The 26,549-nt window shown below is 29.8% G+C and carries 25 protein-coding genes; 3 read left to right on the top strand and 22 right to left on the bottom strand.

The genetic code is table 11. The annotated features are described in order from the left end of the window. The first annotated feature begins 119 nt into the window (after positions 1 to 119). Together ACYEKI_RS00790 and ACYEKI_RS00795 are read left to right on the top strand one after the other, a co-directional pair. Positions 120 to 1,127 carry a sensor histidine kinase gene (locus tag ACYEKI_RS00790; protein ID WP_459209240.1) on the top strand — a complete coding sequence of 336 codons (1,008 nt, stop codon included), beginning with the start codon at positions 120 to 122 and terminating at the stop codon, positions 1,125 to 1,127. Next, positions 1,127 to 1,828, top strand: a complete 702-nt coding sequence (locus tag ACYEKI_RS00795) for a LytR/AlgR family response regulator transcription factor (RefSeq protein ID WP_459209241.1) — start codon at positions 1,127 to 1,129, stop codon at positions 1,826 to 1,828. Before ACYEKI_RS00790 ends, ACYEKI_RS00795 begins: the two co-directional genes overlap by 1 nt. Positions 1,829 to 2,102: 274 nt before the next feature. Here ACYEKI_RS00795 and ACYEKI_RS00800 read toward each other — a convergent pair whose 3' ends face one another. The 20 genes from ACYEKI_RS00800 to ACYEKI_RS00895 form a co-directional block, all read right to left on the bottom strand. Then, positions 2,103 to 3,044 carry a M12 family metallopeptidase gene (locus ACYEKI_RS00800; RefSeq protein WP_459209242.1) on the bottom strand — a complete coding sequence of 314 codons (942 nt, stop codon included), beginning with the start codon at positions 3,042 to 3,044 and terminating at the stop codon, positions 2,103 to 2,105. A 19-nt stretch (positions 3,045 to 3,063) separates the two neighbouring features. Then, entirely contained in the window at positions 3,064 to 4,008 is a 945-nt protein-coding gene (locus tag ACYEKI_RS00805; protein WP_459209243.1) for a M12 family metallopeptidase, read from the bottom strand. A 385-nt stretch (positions 4,009 to 4,393) separates the two neighbouring features. Further along, entirely contained in the window at positions 4,394 to 5,035 is a 642-nt protein-coding gene (locus tag ACYEKI_RS00810; RefSeq protein WP_459209244.1) for an SMI1/KNR4 family protein, read from the bottom strand. Positions 5,036 to 5,117: 82 nt separating this feature from the next. Next, positions 5,118 to 5,675 carry a hypothetical protein gene (locus ACYEKI_RS00815; RefSeq protein WP_459209245.1) on the bottom strand — a complete coding sequence of 186 codons (558 nt, stop codon included), beginning with the start codon at positions 5,673 to 5,675 and terminating at the stop codon, positions 5,118 to 5,120. A gap of 209 nt (positions 5,676 to 5,884) precedes the next feature. Beyond that, entirely contained in the window at positions 5,885 to 6,868 is a 984-nt protein-coding gene (locus ACYEKI_RS00820; RefSeq protein ID WP_459209246.1) for a TlpA family protein disulfide reductase, read from the bottom strand. A 27-nt stretch (positions 6,869 to 6,895) separates the two neighbouring features. Then, entirely contained in the window at positions 6,896 to 8,380 is a 1,485-nt protein-coding gene (locus ACYEKI_RS00825; RefSeq protein WP_459209247.1) for an SBBP repeat-containing protein, read from the bottom strand. Positions 8,381 to 8,536: 156 nt separating this feature from the next. Further along, the gene (locus tag ACYEKI_RS00830; RefSeq protein ID WP_459209248.1) at positions 8,537 to 9,370 is read right to left on the bottom strand and encodes a hypothetical protein; all 834 of its coding nucleotides are present in this window, start codon (positions 9,368 to 9,370) and stop codon (positions 8,537 to 8,539) included. Between the two features lie 80 nt (positions 9,371 to 9,450). Next, positions 9,451 to 10,146 (bottom strand): hypothetical protein, encoded by a 696-nt coding sequence (locus ACYEKI_RS00835; protein ID WP_459209249.1) that lies wholly within the window; start codon positions 10,144 to 10,146, stop codon positions 9,451 to 9,453. A 294-nt stretch (positions 10,147 to 10,440) separates the two neighbouring features. Continuing rightward, positions 10,441 to 11,511, bottom strand: a complete 1,071-nt coding sequence (locus ACYEKI_RS00840; RefSeq protein WP_459209250.1) for an SMI1/KNR4 family protein — start codon at positions 11,509 to 11,511, stop codon at positions 10,441 to 10,443. A gap of 361 nt (positions 11,512 to 11,872) precedes the next feature. After that, positions 11,873 to 12,787, bottom strand: a complete 915-nt coding sequence (locus tag ACYEKI_RS00845; RefSeq protein ID WP_459209251.1) for a helix-turn-helix domain-containing protein — start codon at positions 12,785 to 12,787, stop codon at positions 11,873 to 11,875. 167 nt (positions 12,788 to 12,954) lie between these two features. After that, entirely contained in the window at positions 12,955 to 14,847 is a 1,893-nt protein-coding gene (locus tag ACYEKI_RS00850; RefSeq protein WP_459209252.1) for an oxidoreductase, read from the bottom strand. A gap of 13 nt (positions 14,848 to 14,860) precedes the next feature. Next, positions 14,861 to 15,676 (bottom strand): SDR family oxidoreductase, encoded by an 816-nt coding sequence (locus tag ACYEKI_RS00855; protein WP_459209253.1) that lies wholly within the window; start codon positions 15,674 to 15,676, stop codon positions 14,861 to 14,863. Between the two features lie 235 nt (positions 15,677 to 15,911). After that, positions 15,912 to 18,056 carry a xanthine dehydrogenase family protein molybdopterin-binding subunit gene (locus tag ACYEKI_RS00860; protein ID WP_459209254.1) on the bottom strand — a complete coding sequence of 715 codons (2,145 nt, stop codon included), beginning with the start codon at positions 18,054 to 18,056 and terminating at the stop codon, positions 15,912 to 15,914. An 11-nt stretch (positions 18,057 to 18,067) separates the two neighbouring features. Beyond that, positions 18,068 to 18,529, bottom strand: a complete 462-nt coding sequence (locus tag ACYEKI_RS00865; protein ID WP_459209255.1) for a (2Fe-2S)-binding protein — start codon at positions 18,527 to 18,529, stop codon at positions 18,068 to 18,070. 105 nt (positions 18,530 to 18,634) lie between these two features. Next, on the bottom strand, positions 18,635 to 19,231 hold the full coding sequence (locus ACYEKI_RS00870) for a nucleotidyltransferase family protein (RefSeq protein WP_459209256.1): 597 nt from the start codon (positions 19,229 to 19,231) through the stop codon (positions 18,635 to 18,637). Then, the gene (locus ACYEKI_RS00875) at positions 19,232 to 20,248 is read right to left on the bottom strand and encodes an XdhC family protein (protein ID WP_459209257.1); all 1,017 of its coding nucleotides are present in this window, start codon (positions 20,246 to 20,248) and stop codon (positions 19,232 to 19,234) included. A gap of 405 nt (positions 20,249 to 20,653) precedes the next feature. Next, a complete protein-coding gene (locus tag ACYEKI_RS00880) occupies positions 20,654 to 21,526 on the bottom strand; it encodes a hypothetical protein (protein ID WP_459209258.1) in 873 nt (290 codons plus the stop codon). A gap of 175 nt (positions 21,527 to 21,701) precedes the next feature. Beyond that, the gene (locus tag ACYEKI_RS00885) at positions 21,702 to 21,929 is read right to left on the bottom strand and encodes a hypothetical protein (protein ID WP_459209259.1); all 228 of its coding nucleotides are present in this window, start codon (positions 21,927 to 21,929) and stop codon (positions 21,702 to 21,704) included. 44 nt (positions 21,930 to 21,973) lie between these two features. Continuing rightward, on the bottom strand, positions 21,974 to 22,168 hold the full coding sequence (locus ACYEKI_RS00890; RefSeq protein ID WP_459209260.1) for a hypothetical protein: 195 nt from the start codon (positions 22,166 to 22,168) through the stop codon (positions 21,974 to 21,976). A gap of 358 nt (positions 22,169 to 22,526) precedes the next feature. After that, positions 22,527 to 23,612, bottom strand: coding sequence for a phospholipase D-like domain-containing protein (locus ACYEKI_RS00895; RefSeq protein ID WP_459209261.1), 1,086 nt, complete (start codon positions 23,610 to 23,612; stop codon positions 22,527 to 22,529). Positions 23,613 to 24,154: 542 nt separating this feature from the next. Here ACYEKI_RS00895 and ACYEKI_RS00900 point away from each other — a divergent pair. Then, positions 24,155 to 24,730 (top strand): DUF4494 domain-containing protein, encoded by a 576-nt coding sequence (locus ACYEKI_RS00900; protein WP_459209262.1) that lies wholly within the window; start codon positions 24,155 to 24,157, stop codon positions 24,728 to 24,730. A gap of 53 nt (positions 24,731 to 24,783) precedes the next feature. On the opposite strand, the gene ACYEKI_RS00905 is transcribed toward ACYEKI_RS00900, so the two are convergent. Both ACYEKI_RS00905 and ACYEKI_RS00910 read right to left on the bottom strand, forming a co-directional pair. Next, complete coding sequence (locus tag ACYEKI_RS00905; protein ID WP_459209263.1) at positions 24,784 to 25,482, bottom strand: LytR/AlgR family response regulator transcription factor; 699 nt, start codon at positions 25,480 to 25,482, stop codon at positions 24,784 to 24,786. Next, positions 25,482 to 26,462, bottom strand: a complete 981-nt coding sequence (locus ACYEKI_RS00910; protein ID WP_459209264.1) for a sensor histidine kinase — start codon at positions 26,460 to 26,462, stop codon at positions 25,482 to 25,484. Before ACYEKI_RS00910 ends, ACYEKI_RS00905 begins: the two co-directional genes overlap by 1 nt. Positions 26,463 to 26,549: the final 87 nt, after the last annotated feature.

Raw genomic sequence — 26,549 nt, forward strand, 5'->3', positions numbered from 1 at the left:
TGCTCGCTACTATAAAATGAACTCGACCAAGGCTATTTCATATCCGATAAGTGTATTGTTTTAATCGACTTAACTACCTATCAATTTTATATTTTTACAGTATCACTTTATTCGTCATTATGTTGTCATTTTCAAAAAAGAGACTTGCTATTTTTAAACGCATTTTTAATGTTGTTTTAGCTTGTTTTATACTGTTACAAGTATTATTCAAAGCTTTTGATACCTTGCCTAATCATTGGCTCTTTTTTATGACTAGCGATGCTATGGAATATTTTGTATTTGCAGTAATTGTTTACCTCCTCTATTTTACTATTTTAAAACGCAAGCAATTATGGTATATCGTGAGTTTTAGCCTATGGGCTATTGTTCTTATTACGGCTTTGACTATGCTAAAGTCTTATAGAATATCAAACACCATACTCTTAGACAAAAGCTTTGATTACTTTACCGAATTTATAGGTAAGACTTTTCTGCTCTATGCTATAGTATATTTTGTGAATCGATTAGAATTCTTTTTTCGCTATAATACACTAGAACTTGAGCTTAAACAGACAAAAGAACAATTGTTGCGCAACCAATTGCATCCTCATTTTTTGTTCAATGCTTTTAATTCTTTATACAGCATGTCGTTAAAGCAACATCCTAAAACATCTGATACAATCTTAAAGCTTTCTAGCATGATGCGCTATTTAACCGATGAGTCCATCACAAGAACCGTAAAGTTATCTCAAGAACTACAATTTATTACCCAATATGTTGCTATTGAAAAAATACGTTTTGGTACACAAGCTAATATTCGTTTGCATATTGAAGGAAATCCTATAGGAAAGCAGATCGAACCACTGTTACTATTAGTGCTTGTAGAAAATGCTTTTAAACATGGTTTTTATACTAATGATACCGATGCTTTTGTGCATATTGCTGTTAAAATTACCGATACTGTTTTACATTTTACAGTTAAAAATAGTGTGCAACAAAAGCAACATTTTAATAGTACTCATAGAAAAGGAAAAGGCTTAGAAAACCTAAAGAAAAGATTACAATTGTCTTATCCTAAAGCATACACATATGAGGTATCGCTTAAAAACAATGTATATTTAACTCAACTTGAAATAAACTTAGCTTAATGTCTACCTATACTACTGTTATTATTGATGATGAACCGCTAGCCATAGATGTGTTGGTACATTATATCGCTAGGTTTCCTGAATTTGAACTCGTAAAAACGTTTACTAATGCTATCGAAGCATTTAGCTATCTAAATGAACAGCAAGTCGATTTGGTTTTTACGGATATTGCTATGCCTAAAATTTCTGGTACAGAACTGGTAAGACTTCATCAAAATACAACACAATTTGTCATGGTGAGTTCGTATACCGATTATGCTATAGAGAGTTTTGAGCTTAATGTAGTTGATTATCTTTTAAAACCGGTGTCTTTTGAACGTTTTACAGCAACTATAAACCGTTTTAAAGCTAGTACCAAACAATCTAAAGCAACGACGACTGTACCCCCTTCGTTTTTTATTAAAGAAGGAGATGAATTTATAAAGGTTTTTGTTGATGATATTGACTATATCGAAGGTATGAAAGATTATGCCAAAATTGTTTGTGGTAAAAACTATTATCTAGCACTAAAAACACTCAAAGCTATAGAAGAAAAGCTACACCCGTTTGACTTTGTTAGAATTCATAAATCATTTATCATTCCGTTAAAAAAGATATCGCAATACAACCCTAAATGTGTTTTAATCAATACTCATGAAATTCCTGTAGGGAGTAATTATAGGAGTTTAATAAAAAAATATTTAGAAGCAAATAAGTTGTGATGATTTATGATTATATGAGAGTTAGCCTTCGACAAGACTCAAGTTGCAGTAAATTGGTATTTTTATATTGGTTACATCTGCAGGCTCTGTGACCGAAATTAAGCAACCTCATCGATCAAAATACATTAGATTTTATATTGATAAACTCTTCTCTTTTTACTAACTATCCAATCTTAAAAAACTATACTAATAAAAACCACATTACTATAAAATAGCAATGTGGTAAAATCTCAATATGATCTATTTTTGGAATATATCGTAATTAATAAATTGCCTAATTTGATCCATATAATACTAATGCTCCAATAGCATCACCTCCAGATAATCTATCTCGTTGTATACTGTATGTATCACCATTGAGCTTTGTTATAGTTGGTTTACCATTCTTTGAAAAAAAGCGAGGGCCATACATCATAATTGAGTTAAAATCAAAAAGAAGAATATCGTTTCCTTCTCTACCTCTATCAGCATAAGTTCTAAAATTATGAGCTTTTCCGTCTTCAATATTTTGAAAGTTAATTTTTATATGTTGATCTCTATCAACTCTACTTTGTTCATGATACAACCCAATAGCATGACCTATCTCATGAATGGTATTTCCTGTACTGCAATTATCACCTAGTGTAATTGTTTGTCTTCCTCCTAGCATTCCTATATAAGAAGAACACCCATCACCTTCAACAAAATCAATATAATTTACAGCTCCTGGATGAGCTCTTAATATTACTTCATTGAAATTAATAGCTAATTGTCGAATTGCATCAAGTACTGGATTATTCGCAAGAGGAGGAACATCTATCAAATTAACTTCTACAAAGGCCAATACATCACTATGAATTGATCCTTGCCAATGAGTTATAGCATTTCGTACTCTAGATTTATTAGGTAAATCAGAATCTATTCGATAAAAAACAGTATCATTTGCCCATAAACGATCTGTTCGTATTGCCGATTTTTCAATAGTTTTTGAAATATCATCATCAGATAATAAAATGTCTCCTTCTATGACATTAAAACCATTAATTCTTTCATAGGTAATCTTTTGCTTATTAAAAAAACCTTCAAAAGTTTTACTTCTTTGATTAGGGAAAGCAACTTCTCCTTGAAATTCTGTTTTTCTATCTTGATCGATACCAAGATCTTCATTAATGTTTTCTTCTTTCTGGCATGAGAAAAATGCTAAACTAACAAGAAAAAAGATGAAATTCTTCTTCATATTATATTTGTTTTAATTTTTATTCAAAAGAGCTCGCTAGTACTAATGCACCAATTACATCGTTTGTTGATAATCTTTCTCGTTGTATACTGTATGTATCACCATTACGCTTTGTTATAGTTGGTTTACCATTCTTTGAAAAAAAACGAGGACCATACATCATAATTGAATTAAAATCAAATTCTACCAAATCAACCCCTTCTCTACCTCTATCGGCATAGGTTCTAAAATTATGAGCTTTTCCGTCTTCAATATTTTGATAGTTAATTTTTATATATTGATCTCGGTCAACTCTACTTTGTTCGTGATATAACCCAACCGCATGACCTATCTCATGAATGGTATTTCCTGTAGTACAATTATCACCTAATGTTATGGTTTGCCTTCCTCCCAGCATTCCTATATAAGAAGAACAACCATCACCTTCGACAAACTCTATATAATTTTCAGCACCTGGGTGAGCTTTTAATATTCTTTCATTCAAATCAATGATTACTAGCCTTGCTACATCAATTAATGGGTTATTTCTAGGAGGTGGAACATCTAGAAAGTTAACTTCAACAAAAGTTAATACAGAACTAGGAAGTGATTCTTTCCAATGATTGATGGCGTTGCGTACTCTAGATTTATCAGGTAAATCAGAATCTATTTGATAAAAAACAGTATCATTAGTCCACGAACGATCTATTCTTATAGCCGATTTTTCAATAGTTTTTGAAATATCATCATCGGATAATAAGATATCGCCTTCCATGATATTAAAACCATTAATTTTCTCATAGGTGATCTTTTGCTTATTGAAAAAACCTTCAAAAGTTTTACCTCTTTGATTAGGAAAAGCAACTTCTCCTTGAAATTCTGTTTTTCTATCTTGATCAATACCAAGATCTTCATTAATGTTTTCTTCTTTCTGGCATGAGAAAAATGCTAAACCAGCAAGAAAAAAGATAAAATTCTTCTTCATATTATACTTGTTTTAATTTTTGTAAGATTAACCAGTTATATCATGAAAAAGAAGGAACTCGATCACTAGGTGATCTTGTTTAGCTTAATAACAAAACACATACACCCCTAAAAAACAACATATTATTCCTATTGTTTTTTATATAATACAATACAGTATTAACTATACATTAACAAAACTTAATTTGTTATGTATCTAATCAACTCAACAACAAAACTCTTTTACATTTTAGATTATATTGGAACTAGACAGGACATTAGATTCTCATCTATTATTTCGATAATCCTTTTATAAATCTCAATTTCTTTTTACGTAAGTCACTATTCAAAATGCATATAACATTGCATATAATTTTTTAGCCTTTGTTAGCTAGTCAGTCATCTTTTTATTCTTTCAAATATCCTATTCCCATCACGTGCCATTTTTTTCCAAATGACGATGTGACCTTTTCAAAGTCCGATTTATTATTAGATGCATAATATACATAATCATCATTGAATCCTATTATATCATTTATACAAGTTTCATAGAAACTCATCTTAAGATTATATATATTAGCTATATCTAAATCAATAGATTTAATATCAATCTTATGAAAAAAGCCATTATTTAATTTTCTTTTGAATTCTTGTTCTGTATACTCTCCTTGTGCAGAAAACTCCAAAGAAAAACATGAAGTTATATGAATTTCATTTATTAAGAATTCTTCTACTGAATAGTTTATCTTAACCCATTCTTCTTTAAATGGTTTGAACAGTAAATTGTTCTTTTCATTTACGTTAATAGCCCATTTATCACCCGTTTGAGCATCAGTATTAATTTCTAAATATCCATAATTGTTGATATTTAAACAACATAAAACCCATCTAAATATACTAGAACTCACACCTATTTCTTTATAAAAATCGTATAAGACTTCAGGAAATTCAATTCCTAATTTCGTTTCAATTTTTTTAATATCTTCATCAAAACTAACAAAATCACTTTTTTTTATATTATGTAATTTTTTTATTTTTTTCAATTCCATCAACTTTACTTTTGGGTCAAGGTTATTCGCAATTTTAAAGGTTAACATCAAGCTTTGCTAGTATGCACTAGTTTGAACATCTTTATGGATTTTTAGTACTAAGCGAAAACAAGGAATTATTTATACTGATTGTTGTGCGTTTGTTAATTTTACTGAGTCTTCTATTTAGTTTTTTCCTAAAGCGATTTTCTTTTTTAATTTCTCTCTTCAAACTATTGATCTCATTAGTTTTAAATGTTGAATTCGTATTTTCAACACCTAAGTAAATAAGTAAATTTAACTCCTTTCCTAAAACGACCTTAAGTTTTTGCTCATAACCTTGAGAGAATTCAGAAGAAACCTTTAGATTAATTAATCCTTTTTTATCAAATTCCAGATTAAAATATCCATTCCTATCTATACTATTATCAGAAGGCCAAAACCCTTTTTCAGAGATATAAGTATTATTCATTGGTAAACTATCTAAAATACTTAATACTCTGCCCTTGATTCTAAATTTTGTTTTATCAGTATCACTAATTTCATAATTAGCCAAACAACTCATTATTCCGATTTCCTCTATACAAATACTTCCACTAATTTTTTTATGGGATTTACATCCAATTAATAGTAATAACAATATTATAGATTTCGTCTTCATTTACTCTAATAATATATAGCGTTTAATATATGTGTTGTAACAAGGTGAAATCTTACCTTATTTTTAACAAATAATACACATTAATTATTGATTTCACCTTTTGTATGCATTGCGCCCTATTAAAAACACAGTAATTAATATCCCAATTAATTCCATTTAAACTACACAACACTGGTTATGTATCGGTTTATAGGCAGCGTTATACACAGTTATTTCTTTAACGCAATAATTGTATCCTCTATATTTGAATAACTACCTATAATCTTATTTTCTTTATCAAGAATGATATATGTAGGAAAAGACCAAATTCCTAAATCTCTATCCAAATTTATTTTTCCTATGCGATAGTTTTTCCACTTAATATTATTTTTTCTTAAATAACTAACCCATTTCTCTTGATTTTTGTCTGTAGATATTCCTATCAGTTCTGCATTTAAGTCATTAAACATATTAGGCTTCGCTAAAATCGTCTTATGCTCTTTGATGCAAGGCGGACAACTGGTAAACCAAAAATCTAAAACCGTATGTTTTTTATTTGACTGCCTTTTTATTTTCGAAATCTCTCCATTTGTTTTGATTAAGGAATATTCATTCAAATCAATTTGCTTTATTTTTCTTAATATCTCAAGCCTACTACTAATCATTTTAAAGATGCTATGTTCTTTAGTTGATTTTGGTTGTTTATTCAATATTTGTTCAATAAACTTTAGTTCTTTGTCGTTGTTTTGAGATAATTTTAAATAATGATTTATTGGTACTAAAATAAACGCATCTTGATCATTTTGAGTTATCGTATTTTTTATAAAGTCCTTACCAATTGACTTATCTTTTAAAAACTTTCTGTATTCACTGAAATATCTTACCTGACGTTCGTAAACTGGCGTGTTGATCGTTTTAGAAATAGAAAGATCTTTGTTTTTTAATTCTAGAAAAACAGCAATATTTCCAGAATTGAACCAACCATCAATCCTTTTACTATTAACAAATATTGAATATTGGTCAGATGAATTGGATGGTATTTTAATAGTTGCTATTCCATTTTTTAAAACAGATGAAAATTTCTTTGATAAATTAAAACTACTTATGGAAACCTTATCAACATCGACATCTGATTTAAGATGAATACGAAATTCGGTTTGTCCAAAAATTATATTTGAAATTAATACTAATAGTATACAAAATGTTTTTCTCATTATTTTTTACTTAGTAGTCATCAAAATTTATTCTTTATTTGTTAGAACGAAGCGAGCAACGATTATATCAAATAGTCCACCAAAAGAAGTGTTTTTAATTGGATTTATTAACGGAAAATCTTTTGAATTTGATAATCCTGATACGGTTACCGATCCATCTACTCCCATAGCAATTCCTTCAAAAGTATCTGAGCCATTTCCTCCATATAAACTGGAATAAAGAAGATTTACTCCATTTTTATCTATTAGTGTAATAAAGGCATTAGAATCCCCATTTCGCTTAGATTGCGCATTGGAAGTTGTAGGAAAATCGTCAGAAGAAGTTTTTCCAATAATGTATGCATTACCATTTACATCTGTTGCAAAATTTCTTGGGCGATCACGTTTGTTTCCTCCTAAATAAGTTGAGTACACAATACTTGAATCTTTTATGTTGAACTTAGATGCAAAAATGTCCATTCCATCATTACGTTTCTTTTGAAACGAGTTTTGTGTTATAGGAAAATTCAAAGAATGTGTAAATCCCATAATATATATATTGCCCAAAGAGTCAAGATCAATACCTTTTAGCTGATCATCTCCTTCTCCGCCCCAATAAGTAGCAAAATTAATGGTCGATAGACTTTTATTTATTATAGCAAAAAAAGCATCATTTTCCCCTCTATTTTCACTTTGTATAGCATTATTTTTGATAGGAAAATCAAGAGAGCTAGTTGTACCACCTATATAGAGTTGATCGGTATTATCTAACTTGATTGAAAAACCAATATCATCACCTGATCCACCTAGATAGGTTGATGTCAATATTTTTCCATCAGAATTAAAAGTGGTAATGAATGCATCTATCCCACCAGCAGATTTAGTTTGTAAAGCTCCTTTTGTGATGGGAAAATCTTTAGATGCTGTCCAACCAACAACATAAACATTACCATCTTTATTAATATTTATATATCTGCCATCTTCATCATCACTTCCTCCAAGGAATGTTGACCATACTACTTTTCCTTCAGGGTTAATTTTAACAACAAAAACGTCCCTTTTTCCTCCAAAGATTGATTGAAATGAGTTTTCATCAACAGGGAAATCTGATGAAAAAGTTGTTCCAATAGCATAAATATTACCTTCAAGATCAGATATAAGTCCTTGAACAGCTTCCCAATTTTTCCCACCCATATGGGTTATATAACCTACATCATTCCCAGCTTTATTTAACTTTATCACGAATGCATCCATACCGTCGTTAATAGTATACGGGTATTTATTAACGTCTGGTAAATTTTCAGAACTCGAATGGCAACCTAAGTATGTATTACCTAAATGGTCCACAGTAACAACATCAGCATCTTCACTTCCACTATTTCCATAATAAGTAGAAAAAGTGATTTTTGGGTTTAGTTCTTGTCCTTGTATCTTAAATACAATAAATAATAGGAAAAATAAGGTTCGTGATTTGTATAAAAACATCTTGTTATCTACAGTTTGTTCAAGTTTTATAATTTCTTTGTATTTCATACAGCGGGTAAAATAAGAGTTCATTGATATAGGTAAGATGATTATTAAAACTCTTTTATTTTATGTATCAAAATGTTTATAACATCTAATTTATTAACAAATACAAACCGAATAAATAAGCTCAAAATGATCATTTCATAATGTAATTGTGTTTAGTCATTTTTCAGTTCCTTCTAGCATTTTTTGAAGCTCAGAATTCATTTTTTCATCAATAATATCAATTAACTTTCCTGTTTTGTAATTATATTTTTTGATCATTGTTGGTTCGTTTAACTCCTCATATTTTCCATTATTATTCTTATCAATTCCAAAACTTACAATCAAGTCTTTACTTTCATTTAAGAATTTATACGAAACAATATCCATTTCTGAATTTTCAATTTTCTTTAACTTCCTTTGATTCAATGAATAAATATAGAGTGATTTAAAGTCCAATAAATTAATAACTCCATCCTTGTATGTATCTTTTTCAGCTACTTTAAAGAGTAAAAGTATTTCATCAGAAAAATATTCCGAATCAATATTGTTAAAGTTAACTCTTTTATCGAATAGCTTGTTTGTCGAATCATTTTGCTGATTATAGATAATCAAATTATTATATGTCCCATAGTATTTTCGAGAATATCTTCTATCACTTGACTTATAGTTTTTACCAGATGGTTTTCTAATGTTTAATACTCCATTTATATCTTCTGCTTCATTCAAGTTCTTATGTGAAATAGGAATTATGTATACAGAGTTCAAAGTATCAATCAGTTGTGGCGTTTTATACGATATGACCTGTTCTCTTTTATTTTCTTTTTGCAATTCCTCAATTTTTTCATCTGAAAGAATTCCAGTTTCAGTATCATCGTAATTCTTAAATCTTAAAAATTCCGAAATTGCTACTCCTCCAATTCCTAAAATTGAAACGATAATTAAAATAATAGCAAGAGTTCCCAGAATGGCTAGGATTTTTTGATTGTAATTTTTTATTTTTTCTGTTTTCATTTAGTCTGTACTCATTGCGTATAACGTTCCCTGTATGTCTCTTTTGCACACCAAAGTCGGCATATGTGATATACAAATTGTTAACTATTTTTATTTTTTCCTAATATCAGTAATATGTCAGCTATTGGATAAGCAGAAGCGATCACTATTCCAAATATACCATACAATATTTTCCCTTGAGGTAAAAATCCAGTAATAGATACCCATAAAATGAATAAGCAAAATGGATAGATAAGAAATCTTGTCAAGACTTTTGTAAAAGTCCACTCTTTAACCTTTTCTTTTTTTGATTCAGACTTTGGTTTATTAACAAAATCAGGATTATTTAAATGTTCAATATTTTCTATAGCCTCTTTCAACTCAACAGTCAGTAATTTGGTTTCATACTTTCTAGATTTTCCTAAAACCAAAATCAATAGGGCTAAAATAAATAGGATTACGATTGTTCCTATAATAGCAGGTTTAAAATCAAATAAGAGAAATAAACTTGAAATAAAAACAATTAAAACTCCGATAGTGATTTTACTCAGTAGTTTATGATAAGGATTTTTCTCCGTTTTAATTCCCTTTAACTTGTCATTTTGGTCAAAAGTCAAATGAAAAATAGGATATACACCACGCAAAAAATGAGAGGAACGCCAGATCAAAAGTTCATTTTGTTTAATTTCTCCACTATACTTTGTTGTATTATAGAAAAATGAATCATTCCAATGATTTTTTAGATTACTTTTTTTGTTCTGGACTATTAGTTTTTCAATGTCTTTTTTTTCTGCCACAAAAATTGGTTTAAATTACAATTAATAACTAGATATCTATACTGTACATATATTCTTAATAAATCTAAAGGATTAGTTATTAATTTAAAATTAATTGTATGAATTCAAATATAAATTTCACTACACTTATATACAAGTGTATTTAATAATCCTAATATATAGATAAGTATCTAATTATTATTAAAATATGTGATAGCAAATCCTTTTAAGAAATATGTATACATAATTTAACACTTTATATGCTGAATTATCATCTTATTATATCTCTTTTAAAGAACTTTTTTTCTTTACATTTTATTCTTGGCTTATGCAACGATTATTGTTGTTGTAAATAGTTTTTATATCTGAATCCGTTATATATTCAATATACTCCAGCAATTCTAAATTGCCTAACTTTTTTATTTTATTAATTTCATTTAACCAATCAATAGATTTTTCTTTGTTATATAAATGAATATTTCTTAAAAATTCTATCGGTTTCTTTCTAGCAAGTTTTGCTATTTCTTCTTTTATATTATCGTAGTCAAATTTGGTCAATAAATTTAATATATAGAGCTTTACATTTTTGTCTTTCTCTTTTTTATAAGCTTTATATAAAGTTTTAATGGAGGTGTCATTTAGTTTATCAAATGACCTTAAATAAGCTAATGAAACATATTTCCAATAAGGTTCTTTGTCTGATAAAAATCTATTTATACAACTTTCTTCTGATTCGTTTGTGAAACCTGTTTGTTTAATACTTTTTCCTGAAATGACCTCATCTAACCAGTTTTCATACCAATCCAAAAAATTTGCTTCCCTTAAAAAATGAGGGCAATATTCTATTTCGTCATAAGTATGAACAACTCTATCTTTATTTTTTCCATTTAGGATAATTCCTAAATAACCAGAGCATCCTGAGAAGCCAATATTTAATATTCCAGAATAAGCCTTTGCTACTTCGGCATCATAATCTTCATCCGAAATATTATCATCCAGTTCATTATTGATTCTATTCCATTCTTTTTCAGTTGTATTTTCATTAAAAAAAGGTTCTTTTTCTAGATAATTTAATGATGTATCTACTATAAATTGAAATGGATGTCCTAATTTGAATATTCCATAATCTGGACCAGCTCCTGAATTACCTACAACAGAATTCTTATATTCTAATCCACCATTTCCAATTTCAGACAAGAATCTTTTGTAAGAATCAGGAAGGATGATATTGTATTTTTCTTCAAAATCATTTAATTCTTTTATATTCAAAGGTGAACTCAAAATGTATTTATGTGAAGAAGCTCCGAATACTTCAAAAAAAGAGTCCGTATTCTTAGCTAATCTCAACTTTACTTTGATTCGCTCTATTTGGTTAAGTTTGTTCATTTTAAATTACTTCCAATGATCTGTTTAAGTTTTGTTTCTTGTGTTATGTACTATAACAGTACTACCATATTCATTAATTATTGGACTTCTGCTACATTGATCTATGAGTTCGAATTATAAATAATAGATATCAATTACCTATTTTAGATTTAACTCAAATATTATATAACTAACCAACTCCACAACTAAAACACTTGATAATTTTATATTTAGCATTTTAGATTAACTCATCTCCGAACATATCTGCTCATTAGATATATTGAATATATCATTTTTTTACTAAATGAGAAATAGCCTTCGATAAGACTCAGGCTACAATAAATCAATAGATTCTTAACGGTCACTGAGTTTATTGAAGAGACTAATTCAAGTGCTCTCTAAACGCTGTTGGGGATAAACTGGTATATTTTTTAAATACTTTACTAAAATATTGTGGACTGCTATAACCAAATGAATACGCGATTTCGCTAACACTTTTATTTGAGGATAGTAACTGATGTTTAGACTCTTCAATCAGTTTTAAGTGAATGTGTTCTTGGGTGTTCTTTCCTGTTTCTTTCTTTAATAAATCACTTAAATAATTAGGTGAAAGATTTATATTTTCTGCACATTCTTTTACTGACGGAATACCTTTTAACGTCAATTCATCTGAACTAAAATATGCATTCAAATAGTTTTCTAACTTTACTAAAATACCTTGATTCGATTTGGTTCTTGTGATGAATTGCCTGTCATAAAATCTCAATAAATAATTGAGTAACAATTCAATATTAGATACAATCAATTGATTGGTATGCTTATCTATATTTTGATCGAGTTCAAAGTCAATTTTTTGTACAATTTCGTTTATTATCGCTTTTTCTTTATCCGACAGATGTAAGGCTTCATTAGATTCATACGTAAAATACGTATATTGTTTTATCTGTGTTCCTAAATTTGTACCGTGAATTAAATCAGGATGAAAGAATAATCCCCAACCAGTAGTTGGTTCATCTTTATCAATATTGGGTTCAATCTCATATACTTGATTAGCTGCAATACAAACTACTGTACCCTCTTCAAAATCATAATTTTGCCTACCGTACTTTAAGTTTTTGCAAGTATTCCCTTTTAAATAAACAGAATAGAAATCAGAAACTATCTTAAAACTCTCTTTTGATTCTTCTATATTATCTCTTCCAAAATCGATAAAGGTAACTAAAGGATGTCTTGGTTTTTCTCCTTTTACCGCATTAGCAAATTGTGTAATCGTCTTAACTCTAATAATATCACTCATCACTTCTATTTATTTCTATAGCACAACAACCATGAGTAATTGCACCTAATAGCATCATCATACTAAACATATAAGATACTCTTTTTTCTTTTTATATTCTTTTTAGTATTAATCAATAACTTGAAAAAAAATCCTTACCAAATTGTCGTTTTGGTAAGGACTCTCTTTTAATTATTTTGTCCAAAATTGCTTAACAACAATTGATCAAAAGCTTTATCACCAATCATTTGTCGTGTATTCACCAATGGTTTTGCCAAAAAACCTCTGATATAACGTGTTTCTGGCTCAGGATTTTCTACAATTTCATTAATCACTTCCGATATTTCTTCTGGTTCAGACATCGCGGCAATACCTCCTTCCATTAATTTATACATATGTCCGTAATTAGTATTTTGAGTATATTTTGCACCTTTTGTGGCATTTACATTGTAGAAATTGGTATTGATAATTCCAGGTTCAACAATCACCACATCAATCCCAAATTTTTTCACATCCACACGTAAACAATCACTCCAACCTTCTAAGGCGTGTTTTGTACTGTGATACCAAGAACCAAGTCCAAAATACATTTTACCTCCCATAGAACTAATATTGATGATCTTACCCGACTGTTGTTTGCGCATATGTGGTAAAACTGCTTTAGTAACACGTCCAACACCGATTAGGTTTACATTAACCATTGCTATAGCATCTTCCATTGTCATTTCTTCTACCGTTGCAAACACACCATATCCTGCATTGTTGATTAACACATCTATTTTTCCGTGTTTTTTAATAATCTGATCAACCGCTGCTTCCACTTCATCATCTTTGGTTACATCCATTTTTAGCACATGTCCGCCAATTTTATCTAAGTATTTATTTTTTTCATATTGAATATCACCTCCATAGACAATATGCCCTTCCTTAATTAATCGTTCGGCATGTGTTTTACCCATTCCGTCTGCTGTTCCTGTAATTAAAACTACTTTAGGCTCAACAGTTAATGGATTTTTATCAAACTGATAAATTCTGATTTTTAATTTTTGTGTTGTAAAATCTGATTCTCCATAACCTATAAAATACTTATCGTTTAAATATTTATACTTTTCTGAGTTGCTCGTTAGTTTTAACGTTTCGAAATAATTCCCTTTGGTTTGTGAATTCGGGATTAATAACCCATCTACTTTTACATCGATTTTTTCACCTGTTTTGGTTGTAATAGTTCCGTGAACATCAATTTTTGTGTTTCTATTTGGTAAAGCCGTGATATAATCGATACCATTAATCTTACCTTTTATAGTTCCTTTTGATGTTTCACCCGCAAATGGTACATCCATACGAATACCTTCTTTTGGAATTGTTACTTGTCCGCCGAAAACCTTTGCTGGATCAATACCAAAACTTTCCATTCCTAATATACCTCCATTAACTTCGTAAACCAAAGTCGCTCTTGGATCTTTGTCTAAGTTTTTTACATCGATAGGAAAGTTTACATAATCTACGTGATTAGTTATCACATAAGGAGCTGTTTTGGTAATTAACGGATCGTTTTTAAAACCATAATGTTGAATGGTAATCTCGTTCTTTGCTCTATCATAAATCCCTTTTGATAAGATATAGGTATCATTCAAATATTTGTACTTTGAATGATTGGTTACCAATTTGGTAATCTCATACAATGGTGCTTGATTGTCTTCTGCTGGTGGAACTTCTCCTGTTGAATGTACCGAAATAGTTGCGCCATCGTTTGTTTTTATTACTCCACGTGCATTGATTTCTACTAAACCGTATTGTAAAGTTCTTGAATAGTCCGTTCCTGAATATTCACCTTCAATACTTCCTGTTACAATTCCTTTATAATCTCCATTCATTCTAATTCCTGTTGGCGGAATCAATCCTTTTTTTGTAAAGATTTCTTGTGGATTAACACCAAAAGTTTCACCACCTGTAATTTGTACTTTGGTTTCGAATAAGAGTTCAGCATCTCTGTTTTTTTCTAAACTCAAAAACAAAGCATCTTGAGCATTTGTCACGATGGAAAGAAATCCAATCATCAATATTAAACTTATCTTTTTCATTTTTCTTTTCTTTTTATAATCCAAAATTTTGTTTCATTCCTTTTACAAATGCTTCATCTCCTATTTCTTGTCGGTTATCCAAATATTGATGTGCATCTGCTCCTGCTCTATATCTAAGTGTATCGCTATCGTCTGTTGCTGCTTGATAAATAATATCGGCCACTAATTCTGGCTCAGAATTGTTTTCTCCCATTTGTCCGAATGCTTGCATTACTGCTCCTACAATTGGTTGGTATTCTGATATTGATGCTGCAGTTTGAAAATCTAAAGAGCGACTTCCAAAATCTGTATTAATTACACCTGGCTCTACAATTTTTACTTTAATCCCAATGGAATTTAACTCAAACGATAAGGCTTCAGAAATACCTTCTACAGCAAACTTAGTTCCATGATACAGAGAACCTAATGGGAAAGTCATTTTTCCTCCAATAGATGAAATATTAATAATGGTTCCTGATTTATTAGCACGCATATGTGGCAATACTGCACGTGTAACATCTAATAATCCTATTACATTAGTATTAAACTGACGTACAATATTTTCTCTAGGAAAGGCTTCTAAAGGTCCATAAGCGCCATAACCTGCGTTGTTTAATAACACATCTATTTGACCAAATTTTTCTATAGCTAAATTTATAGTCTTATTGATAGATTCTATATCTAAAACATCTAATCGTGTTATTAATACTCTGTCTAATTGTGTTAATTCGGTTTCGTTTTCTGGTTTTCGCATTGTAGCGATTACATTCCAGCCTTTTTCTTGAAATAACTTAGCCGTTATTTTTCCTATACCACTACTTGCACCTGTGATTAATATAGTCTTTTGCATTTCTTATTTTTTAAGTTTAATGCAAATTTAAAGGCGCTAATACTGAGCTATATGGTGTATATTTCGGATTGTTGGGTAGTTTTTACTGATTATTCCTTTTTGATTACATTTTCTTCTATATCCATTCTATCATTTCTCCAAAATTGGTAAAACAACTTCTGAGATTATAGTGTTTAAATAAAACGATCCCTCTTATTATTTTTATAAGAGGGATCGTTTTTTAAGTTAATCTTTATTAAGCTTTAAGATCATTTAACTGATTATTAAATGGTTGTTTATACAAGCGTCTATTTGTTGCTGCTTTAATTGCATTTGCCAAGGCTGCACTTGCTGGTGGTAAACCAGGTTCTCCAAGACCAGTTGGTGATAACTCATTTTCTACAAAATGGGTTTCTACTATTGGTGTTTCTTTCATTCTGATTAGTCTATAGGAATGAAAATTGACATCATTAGGTTCTCCATTTTTAAATGAAAAATCCCCGTACATAGCATGTCCAATTCCATCTATAACTCCTCCTTCTATTTGATTTTTTGCACCTGTAGGATTTACAACAATTCCGCAATCTACGGCTACAGTAACTTTCTCTATAGCAGGCTTTCCATTTTTTAATGTAATATCCACCACTTCAGCTACATGTGTGTTATGACTATAGTAGGCTGCAAATCCCTGATATACTCCTGATTTAGTATTCTTCCAATTACTTTTTTCTATTACTAAGTTTATGGTATCAGTCATTCTTTTAGCAGAATATTGTATACGCTCATCTTCTCCATCTTTTACATTCTTCAATAAATCTAATCGCAGTTGAGCAGGATCTATTTCTAGATATTCTGCTATTTCATCAAGAAAGCTTTGCTCAGCAAAAGCCAAAAAGTTGGTGTATGGTGCTCTCCACGCTCCAGTAGTAATAGCACTTTTATAATTTCCGGTTTCAACTTTGTAATTTGAAATGGCTCCAGCTGGGAAAAAATTAGGGATTAATCCATACATATTTGAATTAATAGCTGCTTCTTTTAAATGATACGCAGTTATCTTACCCTCTTTAATAGCTGCTTTTATTCTATATTTAATTGCAGGTCTATATATACCTGCACTCATATCATCTTCTCTTGAAAAGACTAGTTTTATAGGCTTTTTTGCTTTATCTGAAATTTCAGCAGCTTCTAAGGCAAAATCACCATATAATCTTCTACCAAAACCACCTCCCATTCTGGTCATTTCAAGATGAATTTCTTCTTTTTTTCTATTAATGAGATTTGCAATACGATTCGCTGTTCCTGCAGGAGTTTGAATAGGTCCTACCAAGTGTACTTTTTCTTCGGTTACATTGGCATAAAAATTCATTGGTTCCATACAATTATGAGGTAAAAATGGAGAATCGTATGTTCGCTCAATAACCGTATCAGCTTCAGCGAAAGCTTGATCTACATTTCCATCTTCTCTACGGATATCCAATGTTTTTTTATCTAATATTTCATTTAATTTCTCTTCATGAAACGCTGTACTTTCTAACTCCGTATCGCTAGTCCATTTTGCTTCTAATGCTTTTTTTCCTTTCATAGCTGCCCAAGTATTTGAGGCTAATACAGCTATTTTATCACCAAATTTTATAACGTCTGAAACACCTGTAATATTTTTAGCTTTAGTCGCATCATAATTCTCTAATTTTTGTCCAAAAGCTGGAGGACGAAGAACCGAAGCAATTAACATATTATCAGCTGTATAATCTAATCCATATAATGGTTTTCCTGTTATGATCTTATCAATATCTACATTAATAGCATCTTTACCAATAATCGAATAGTCTTTAGGCTCTTTTAAAATTACATTTTCTGGAACTTTTAATGACGCAGCTTCATTTACAACATCACCATACCCTAAAGTATCTCCGTTAGCATTCTTAATGATTCCTTTTGAAGCAGTACATGTAGCAGGATCTACATTCCACTTTATTGCCGCAGCATTAATGAGCATTTGCTTAGCAGTAGCCCCAGTTTGTCTAAGTGCATCCCAACCAAATCGTATAGACTGACTCCCACCTGCAACTTGTCTTGTAAAGTTTTTAGTATCTAAAGCCCCCTGTGCTACAGTAACGTGTTCCCAAGGAACATCTAATTCTTCAGCAATAATCATAGGCATAGAGGTTTTAACTCCTTGTCCTATTTCTGGATTAGGCGAAAAAATAGTTACATATCCGTTATCTGCTATTTTAATAAACGCATTAAAATCATTAAAATTAAGTTTAGAAACATCTACTGGAGGTGTAGCGGCTTCTTTACATGAATTAAATAAGTTAAACCCAATTAGAAGACCTCCACTAGCTAAGGTTGAAGTACGAATAAAATCACGTCTATTGAATGCTATTTTTTTATTTTCCATAATTCTGTTTCTTAAGACATTTTTTTAGCCGCTAAGGCAACTGCTTTTTCAATTCTATTATAACTAGCGCACCTACATATATTACCATGCATTGCTTCTCTAATTTCTTCTGCGTTTGGATTAGGGTTTTGCTTTAAAAATGAAGAAGCTGTCATCATTTGTCCAGCTTGACAATATCCGCATTGTGGTACATCTATTGTTTTCCATGCTTCTTGAACAGGATGTGTACCATCATTAGAAAGTCCTTCTATAGTAGTGATTTCAAAATCTTCGCAATTTGAAACAGGAAGTACACAGCTTCTAGAAGCTATTCCGTCTAAATGAACAGTACATGCACCACATTGAGCAATACCACAACCAAATTTTGTACCTACCAATTTAAGCTCATCTCTTAATACCCAAAGTAATGGCGTATCTTCTTCAGCATTTACCGTAACACTTTTTCCGTTAACTTTTAATACATAACTATTCATATTTTCTGGTGTTTAACGTAATTTATTAAAAATATAAACTTTTTTAAGCAACCTAAATAAGCTTTTATACATTAACATATTGTTAATAGGCTATTTAGAGTTATTTTAACTTATATCTCTTTGTTTCTTTTTAAATGCTAAATATTCCTCATAGGTATCAATATCAATTAAATCTACAGGAAATTTAGCTTTATATACTTGTTCTTTTTTTGCTTTTAATAATTCTTTAGCGCCTTTATCTCCTTTTAATTTTTCCAGTTCATTAAAAAATTCTTTAGGAAAAATAGCCGGTACGCCCACTCCTTTTGCATAATTTGATGCTACTATACACGAAGGATTTTTATAAAACAACGCTATTAAATTGTTTATAAAAGAAGTATCAACAAGTGGTTGATCACCTAGCATTATTAACACTGCATCAAAATTTTGCGTTTTAACATGATTAATTCCCTTTACTATACTAGAGCTTAAACCTGTTTTATATTCTGGATTTAAAATTATTTCTACATCATACTCTTGTAATGATGGTATTATTTTTTCTGAATTACTTCCTAATACACAATAGGTTTTTTGAGTTTTGGCTAGTAATGCATTTTTAACAACAACTCCTAAAAGCGTAGTATTACCTATTGGCAATAATTGTTTGGTAGTCCCCATACGTGATGAGTTTCCAGCTGCTAGAATGATGGTAGCTATATTCATCTATACATGAATTTTACCTTTACCTATTTTTAAATGTGTAGGGGTTGTTTCCCTAAACACCGATAAAATTTCTGAAAGAATTGATAAGGCTATTTCTTCTGGGGTTATGGCCCCAATATTTAAGCCTGCTGGACTATAAATACGTTCTAAAAACGTTTCAGACAAGTCTGGCGCATAATGTATAAGTTCATTTTGTAATTGTTCGCGACGCTTAGCAGAACCAATAATTCCTACATAGTTTACTTCTAAAGGTTCTAATTTTAGTAAATATTTTAGGTCTTGAACATAATTATGTGTCATTAACACAACAGCAGTCTCATTATCTATATTTAAATTGATGGTTTCTGGTGTTTCTGGCCTTACGCTTTTTGCTCCAGGGAAATCTGTACTTTCTTTTGGATCTTTTATTGATGTAATAACATCAACTTCCCAACCTAAAGTATTCGCCAAGGTGCACAACTTAACAGCATCGTGTTCTCCACCAATAATTAATAATTTGTATGTAGGCTGTAATACTTGTGTAAACTCTTCTGCATCTTTAACCTCATCAAGGTCAAAATCATTAGAAAACGAAATATTTAAATTGTTTTTAAAACGAATAATCGATCCAAAATTACCTATACATTCATCTTCTTTTTTATAATAGGATTGTATTTCAAATGATTTACGTTGTTCATTACATCTCGTAAACTCTTGAAACATTTCATCAGAAACCTTAAATGGTTCTATTAAAATATACAATATACCTTCGCATCCTAACCTATATCGTCCATCATACGTAATGATTTTAGCTTTGTTATCTTTAAAAACAGATTGTGCTCTACGACTCACTTCTTTTTCAACACAACCACCACTTACTGCTCCAACCATAGTTGCATCTTCGCAAATAAGCATTCTTACACCTGGTTTTCTATAAGATGAACCCTCAAGAAATACAACTGTAGCTAGTACATTATTTAATCCTCTTTTTTGATTTATTAGCGCTTCTTGTATTATGTTTTTAAATTCATGAGTCATCCTTCTCCTTTGTTTTTTTCTAAAATTAGCTACATTCAGTATAATCTATTGTTAATTTCATCATAATAAAATTGAAGACTAGATTACGTTTAATACAAATTTAGAAGTGCTTATTCTTATGGATACGATATAAATCTCAGGTTATTGTATACTTTTTACTGATTATTGTTGAGAAACATTCATTATTGATAATACTATGGTTTGAAGTACTCAAAATGATTTTCTAGTAGTAGTTAAAACAGGTGCCATTTAGTATCATTGTCACATCAAGGAATCAGTGCATATTCCCTCTGATAATTTATTTATATCTCTTATTCACATTTCTATATCCTCTTTTAAGAACATTTGAGAAGAGTTAGTTTTTTTTGATACAAGTTTTAAATGTGTAAAATGATTATTTTAATGCTATTTATTCTTTAATGTTATCAATCCTTTTTTCTCAATTCGTTCATTGTTCTTTCTTAAAAAATACTTGAATAAGCTATTCTTTGCTAAGAATCCAAATCTCTTTTTAAATTGCAAATCTGAATAGTTATCTGGAACAAAATCTTTTTCCTTTTCTATAAAATATGATTTTGCTAGTTCTTTATTCTCTAATGAAAAAGAAGATAGTTCGTTTGGTAAAGCTAATTTTACTTGATAACGAACATCAGTATCTGGATTTTTAAAAAATTCTTCAAGTAATAGTTTTCTTCTCTCTATCAAAAGTTTATTTGTGATTTTTTTGCATTCAGAAATCTGAGATTCGGTCATTTCAAAATACTTTCCATTATCCCAATCATAATCTCCATAATAATATCCATTCCATTTGGATAAATACCCTTTGGTCTCCCATGTATCATTTCCTTTGTTTACCTTAACTAATGGTGAACGTGCCCAATAAAATGCCTTACAAACTCCAATTTTTATTTGATTATTTCCTTTAATAAACCGCTGATTTAACAATTTAAAGACTCTTTCAAAACCAAATACTCGTAAACAAGGGTTTATATATTCTTGATTGAAACTTGGGTCTGTTTCTTTAATAGCTGCATCAATAAAATGCTCGAAAAGTTGTTCTGGAATATTCTTTTGTAACGAAAATAGATTAGCAACAAACCACTTCTTATCATCTTGCATTAAGTATCCTGAGAGAATTTCTATTTCTTTTTTGCTCCATATTTTGTCAAGTTCTCTTATTTCATAAACAATTTCAGGAAACATATACATACCGTGAGAGCGAATTTCCTCTTTATCCCATTGTTCATTCCAAGTTTTATAAATTTCCTGTATTGTCATTCTTTAATATGGTTACATCAGTTTGGCTAAACTACATCTTAATGTAGTTTAGTTGTTATTAGATACAGTTTTTCTTGGCTCATATATCTCCTCATAAATAAACGTGTAAAGTAGATTTTTCAAATTGTAGGTAACGTTTAGTTTGAATCAAGTTTATACTTTTTTAGATGTATGTTTACTCGTTTTTTTTTAATGGTAGTATAGCAATTATTTCTCCTTTGGAATTAACGAATGAATTTCCAATTATTTTCACTTCTTCATCCAAAGGCATTTTAGATAATTTAGCAATAAAATCTTTCATGAATTGCTTTACATCATCATTAGACTTAGTTATTCTATCTTCCTGCATTTTCAATCTTAATTGATAAAGCCCTAGAAAGTGCTGTACATCAAACTTTTTCATTATTTACATTATTTAAAATGTCTAGTGCAAAATATATTGTTTTTTTAGGTTATTATCCATTTAATAAACTCTTGTCCAAAATCTGTTAATTTATATTGGATTTTTCCTTGGTAAGCTAAGGTAATGTTTTGTGTATGAATCGTTATGGTTAAGTCACTATGATCTATAAACCTTAATCCTTTTGTACAAGCATTAGATAAAAATAGTATTATTTCGTAAATATTATATATGCTAGGCAAGAAGATTTATCAAAAAAAGCTATTCACCATTTTTAATTGAGTGACCGTATATCCAAAACAAATTTCTATCGTCGAATAAGTGAATTTATCCTCTTAGATTTTTTATGTGATAATAATATAAAGCTTTATAGAAATAATGGTCATATCTATCTTATGATGTTTTTCTAAGTTCTGTTTAGTAAGCTAATCTTAGGATATTTATCCATAGATAGTAAAGTAAGTTTTTCATTTATTTAGTTTTCAACTTGAAGTCACTAGTTGGCAATAAGAGACTTTGTCATTTTTAGGCACTCACCTATCAATCCATCTATTAAATATTATTTTGTTCTATTTTAATACTTTACTCGCTATGTTTTTATTATGTGTTATCGACTAATCTTTCTTCAATCAATGTACTATCATAATAATTTGCCTCCATTTGATTTCCAGTGTCTTTACTTATTGCTTTTACAACCATATCATAATTTTCTTTTATTGAAATTGTTACTGTTACACTTGCTTGTCCTGCTGGTTTTTGAGGTAAATCGTTAATTAAAAATTTACCTAACCTTATATTTTTGTTAGCCTGTTCATATTCACCCTTAAAAGTTTCAATAGACATTTGTGTTTGATTGTCACTTGTTGTTGAATAACTAAGTGATAATTCACACGGGATTTTAGTTCCTTTAGGTATAATGCATGAAAACCTATTATTAATACCATTTAATCTACTTTTTATTCCTATTGATTTTTTTGTTAATTTAATTTTCGTTTGAACTGTTATTTTTGGAGGAGTATTAATATTTATAGCCTTTTTAATTGTAGGTTGTTCAACTATTGGTATTGATTTAAATAAATTATACTCTTTTAAGAAAATTTTATTCTGAGGAATAATTGTCTTAGCTTTTTCTAAATATTCAATTTTTGCAACTTCTTTTCCATGATATAACAAATCTAAACCAAGATAGTTTTTTACTGAGAAGAGATTTTTAATTTCAAAATCTTCATAAGCAATTTTATTAGCTTCATTAACTAAGTCTAAATCTTTAATTAATGAATCAAATTCCTTAGAATAGGTATCTATTATTTCTTGATTTTCTTCAAATTTAACAAGGTTTTCAACATTTTTATTTTCTGCATAATATGTCCAATTGTATGAACCTGTGAAAAGTATTTTACTATCAATCACACAGAATTTATGGTGCATAGGGTTTTCTTGTCTACCATAATAAAGCTTTCCACCTTTATCTATGAACTCTTGAAAGTTTAGTCCAAAATCTCCATTGTTTATGTAGTCATCAATTATAACTAGTTCAATTCGAATCCCATTAGATAATTTTTTTAGTAATAAATCAAATAAGTCATTATTTGTAAACCATGCAACAGCAATTTTAAGTTGATTCTCTGTCGTTTCAAGAGTTCTAATTAATTCTTTTCTAATATTTCTAAAATATGCTGTTTCCATGATCAACTTCGTTTTTTAAACTTGCGGTTAACAATAGTGTAAAAGATATGTATCCTTTATATCTTATTTCCCCTGCTATTAAATCTAGCTAATCTCCTTATATAAAGCTATTTAAATTCTAAAAACCCGACAAACAACCGTAACTCATTTTTAAACTTGTAAGAGTTTACTGTATTTGTTATTGGGATTGTTGCAGGTCTCGATACAATTTTATTTCGTTACTCTACATAAAACCACTCGACCTACGTGAGTTGTTATTTTTAACTTATTCCATAGCTGTAGCTTCTTTTATACTTCTAGTCTCGATACAATTTTATTTCGTTCCACTACATAAAATCATTCGACCTAGGTGAGTTGTTATTTTTAACTTTTGTATTTTAAACTAATTACTCTTCACTAACTACTACTCTTTATTCAACACCTAATTCACTTATAATAAAACAAGTACATTATTCTTTTTAAAATTGTGAATATCTATCTCGTTTTTAACTTTTTTACCAAAAGCGAAACCCTATATTTGGCACCCCTAAAACAAGATAGTTATGAGCGCAATATGGTATGAATGTAAGGTTAAATACAGAAAACTTGATGAGACTACTGGTATACAGAAGGTAAAGACTGAACCTTTTTTGGTTGATGCTACTTCGTATACTGAAGCCGAAAGTAGAATTACCGAGGAAATGTCGGCTTATTTAAGTGATAGTGAAGAAATCAAGATCACTAATATTAAAGTTGCTAATTATGCCGAGATACATCCTTTTGAAAATTCTGATAGATGGTTTAAGTCTAAGATATCTTTAATTGCTTTTGATGAAGAAAGCGGTAAAGAACGTAAAACCAATCAGTATTTATTGATTCAAGCCAATGATGTAAAAGAAGCTTATGACAATACTGTTTATGTGATGAAAAATACAATGGGAGAATATACAATTCCGGCTGTAGCAGAATCTCCTATCATGGATGTATTCCCTTATTTTTCTGATGATGAGGATGGCGCTGATCGTTTAAAGGATTTTAATGCTATAAAAGATTCGATTCCTGTAGATGTTAGTATGGACGAAGACATGGAAATGGCAGATGTTCTTGCTATTGATACGATAACTGCCGAAGAAGAATAATTCTTTTTTAATATACGATACTATAGGCTATTGAGTTTTCTTAATAGCCTTTTTTATATCTTCTCCAAAATCGCTTTTCTATATGATTTACCTATAGGTAGTTTGATTTCATTTTGCAGGATAAGTTGATTACCATCTATCAATTTTAAACGATCAAAATTAATAACATAAGATTTATGGATGCGTAAAAAATTATGTGGTAGTTTTTCCAGAAAATCCGTTAGGGTTTGAGGCGTGAGTATCATTTCCTCGGTAAAAATCTTTATATAATTACCGTATGCTTCTATATGATTGATTTCTCCAAAATTGATTCTGATGATTTTTTTATCACTTTTGACAAAAATAGACGAGGCTTCTTCTTCTCTATCTAATGTTGATATCTCCTTAGGAGCATCAGTTTTTTGTTCTACTCGTAAAACAGCTTGTAAAAAACGTTCTAACGAAAATGGTTTTAATAAATAATCGGTAACGGCTAACTCAAAACCTTCGATAGCATATTCTGGATAGGCCGTTGTAATAATTACATTGGGCTTTTGCTGTAATGTTTTTAATAAACTTAATCCTGATAGCATAGGCATATTAATATCTAAGAACAAGATGTCTACTTGCTTTTCCTTTAATACTTCCATCACTTCAAAGGCATTCTTGCAAGAGGCAATCAATTCTAGATTAGGAATTGATGCGATATAATTCTCCAATATTTGCCTAGCGATAGGTTCATCGTCTGCAATGATACATTGTAGGTTATTCATTATAATTCAAGTATTAATTCTACACCAAAGGTTTCTTTATTATTATTAAACGTTAACGAATGTTTTTCTGGATAAATTAGCTGCAATCGTTTTTTTACGTTTTTTAATCCTATTCCGCTAGCGTCTTTTGCTACAGTTTCATCTTTTGCTGCAAGCGTACCAACTGTATTAATACACTCAAAGATAAGTTTGTTTTCTTTCTCTTCTACAGTAACCACTACACTACTCTTTTGATTTGGTACCGTTCCCAGATGTTTAAAGGCATTTTCTACAAATACTATAAACAACATAGGTGCTATTTTTTTTCCTCCTAAATCCACGTTATTTTTAAACTGAATGTCCGTTGATTCTTCGAGTCTGATTTTTTCTAATGCAATATAATTTTCTAGGTATGTGATTTCTTTTTCTAAGGGTACCAAAGCTTCTTTGGTTTCGTATAAACTATATCGTAGTAAATCAGAAAGCTTCAGCATTAAACTAGGTAGGTTGTTGGATTTTATAACCGATAATCCGTATAAGTTATTTAATGTATTGAATAAAAAATGTGGATTTAATTGTCCTTTTAATAGTTTTAGCTCAGCTTCTTTTTCTTGTTGTCTACGTACAAAACTATCCCTAGCCAACTTAATTGCTGAAGCAAATGTAAGCGCCAAAATCATGATTCCGAAAAAGTTTACCAATTGTGCTAACTTAAAATCTTGATCTCCTATAATCGTTATCAAGAATACGGATATAATTGAAAATACTAGCGTATTCAAAATAAATAAACAAAAAAACAGTAGCGTTTTCTTTCTTAAAAAAGGAAGTATTAATAAGTTATTAATGTATACCGATGGGGCAAATAACGCTATTGCAAAAAGAGCAATTATTATTCTATTGTTATCTGTCTGAATTGTTGTTAACAATATCAAAAACAGAAAAAACCATATAAATAGGTTTTGTATTATCTTATTATCTATCCAGCGATCTAGTGTTGACATGATACTTTTTAAAATCTATTCAAAAATAGCATAAAGCCTTTCATTTATCATTTATTAATGACAAAAGGTAGATTTTTGATGCTGTAG

Source organism: Aquimarina rhabdastrellae, assembly GCA_947387485.1.
In the GTDB taxonomy this organism is placed as follows: domain Bacteria; phylum Bacteroidota; class Bacteroidia; order Flavobacteriales; family Flavobacteriaceae; genus Aquimarina.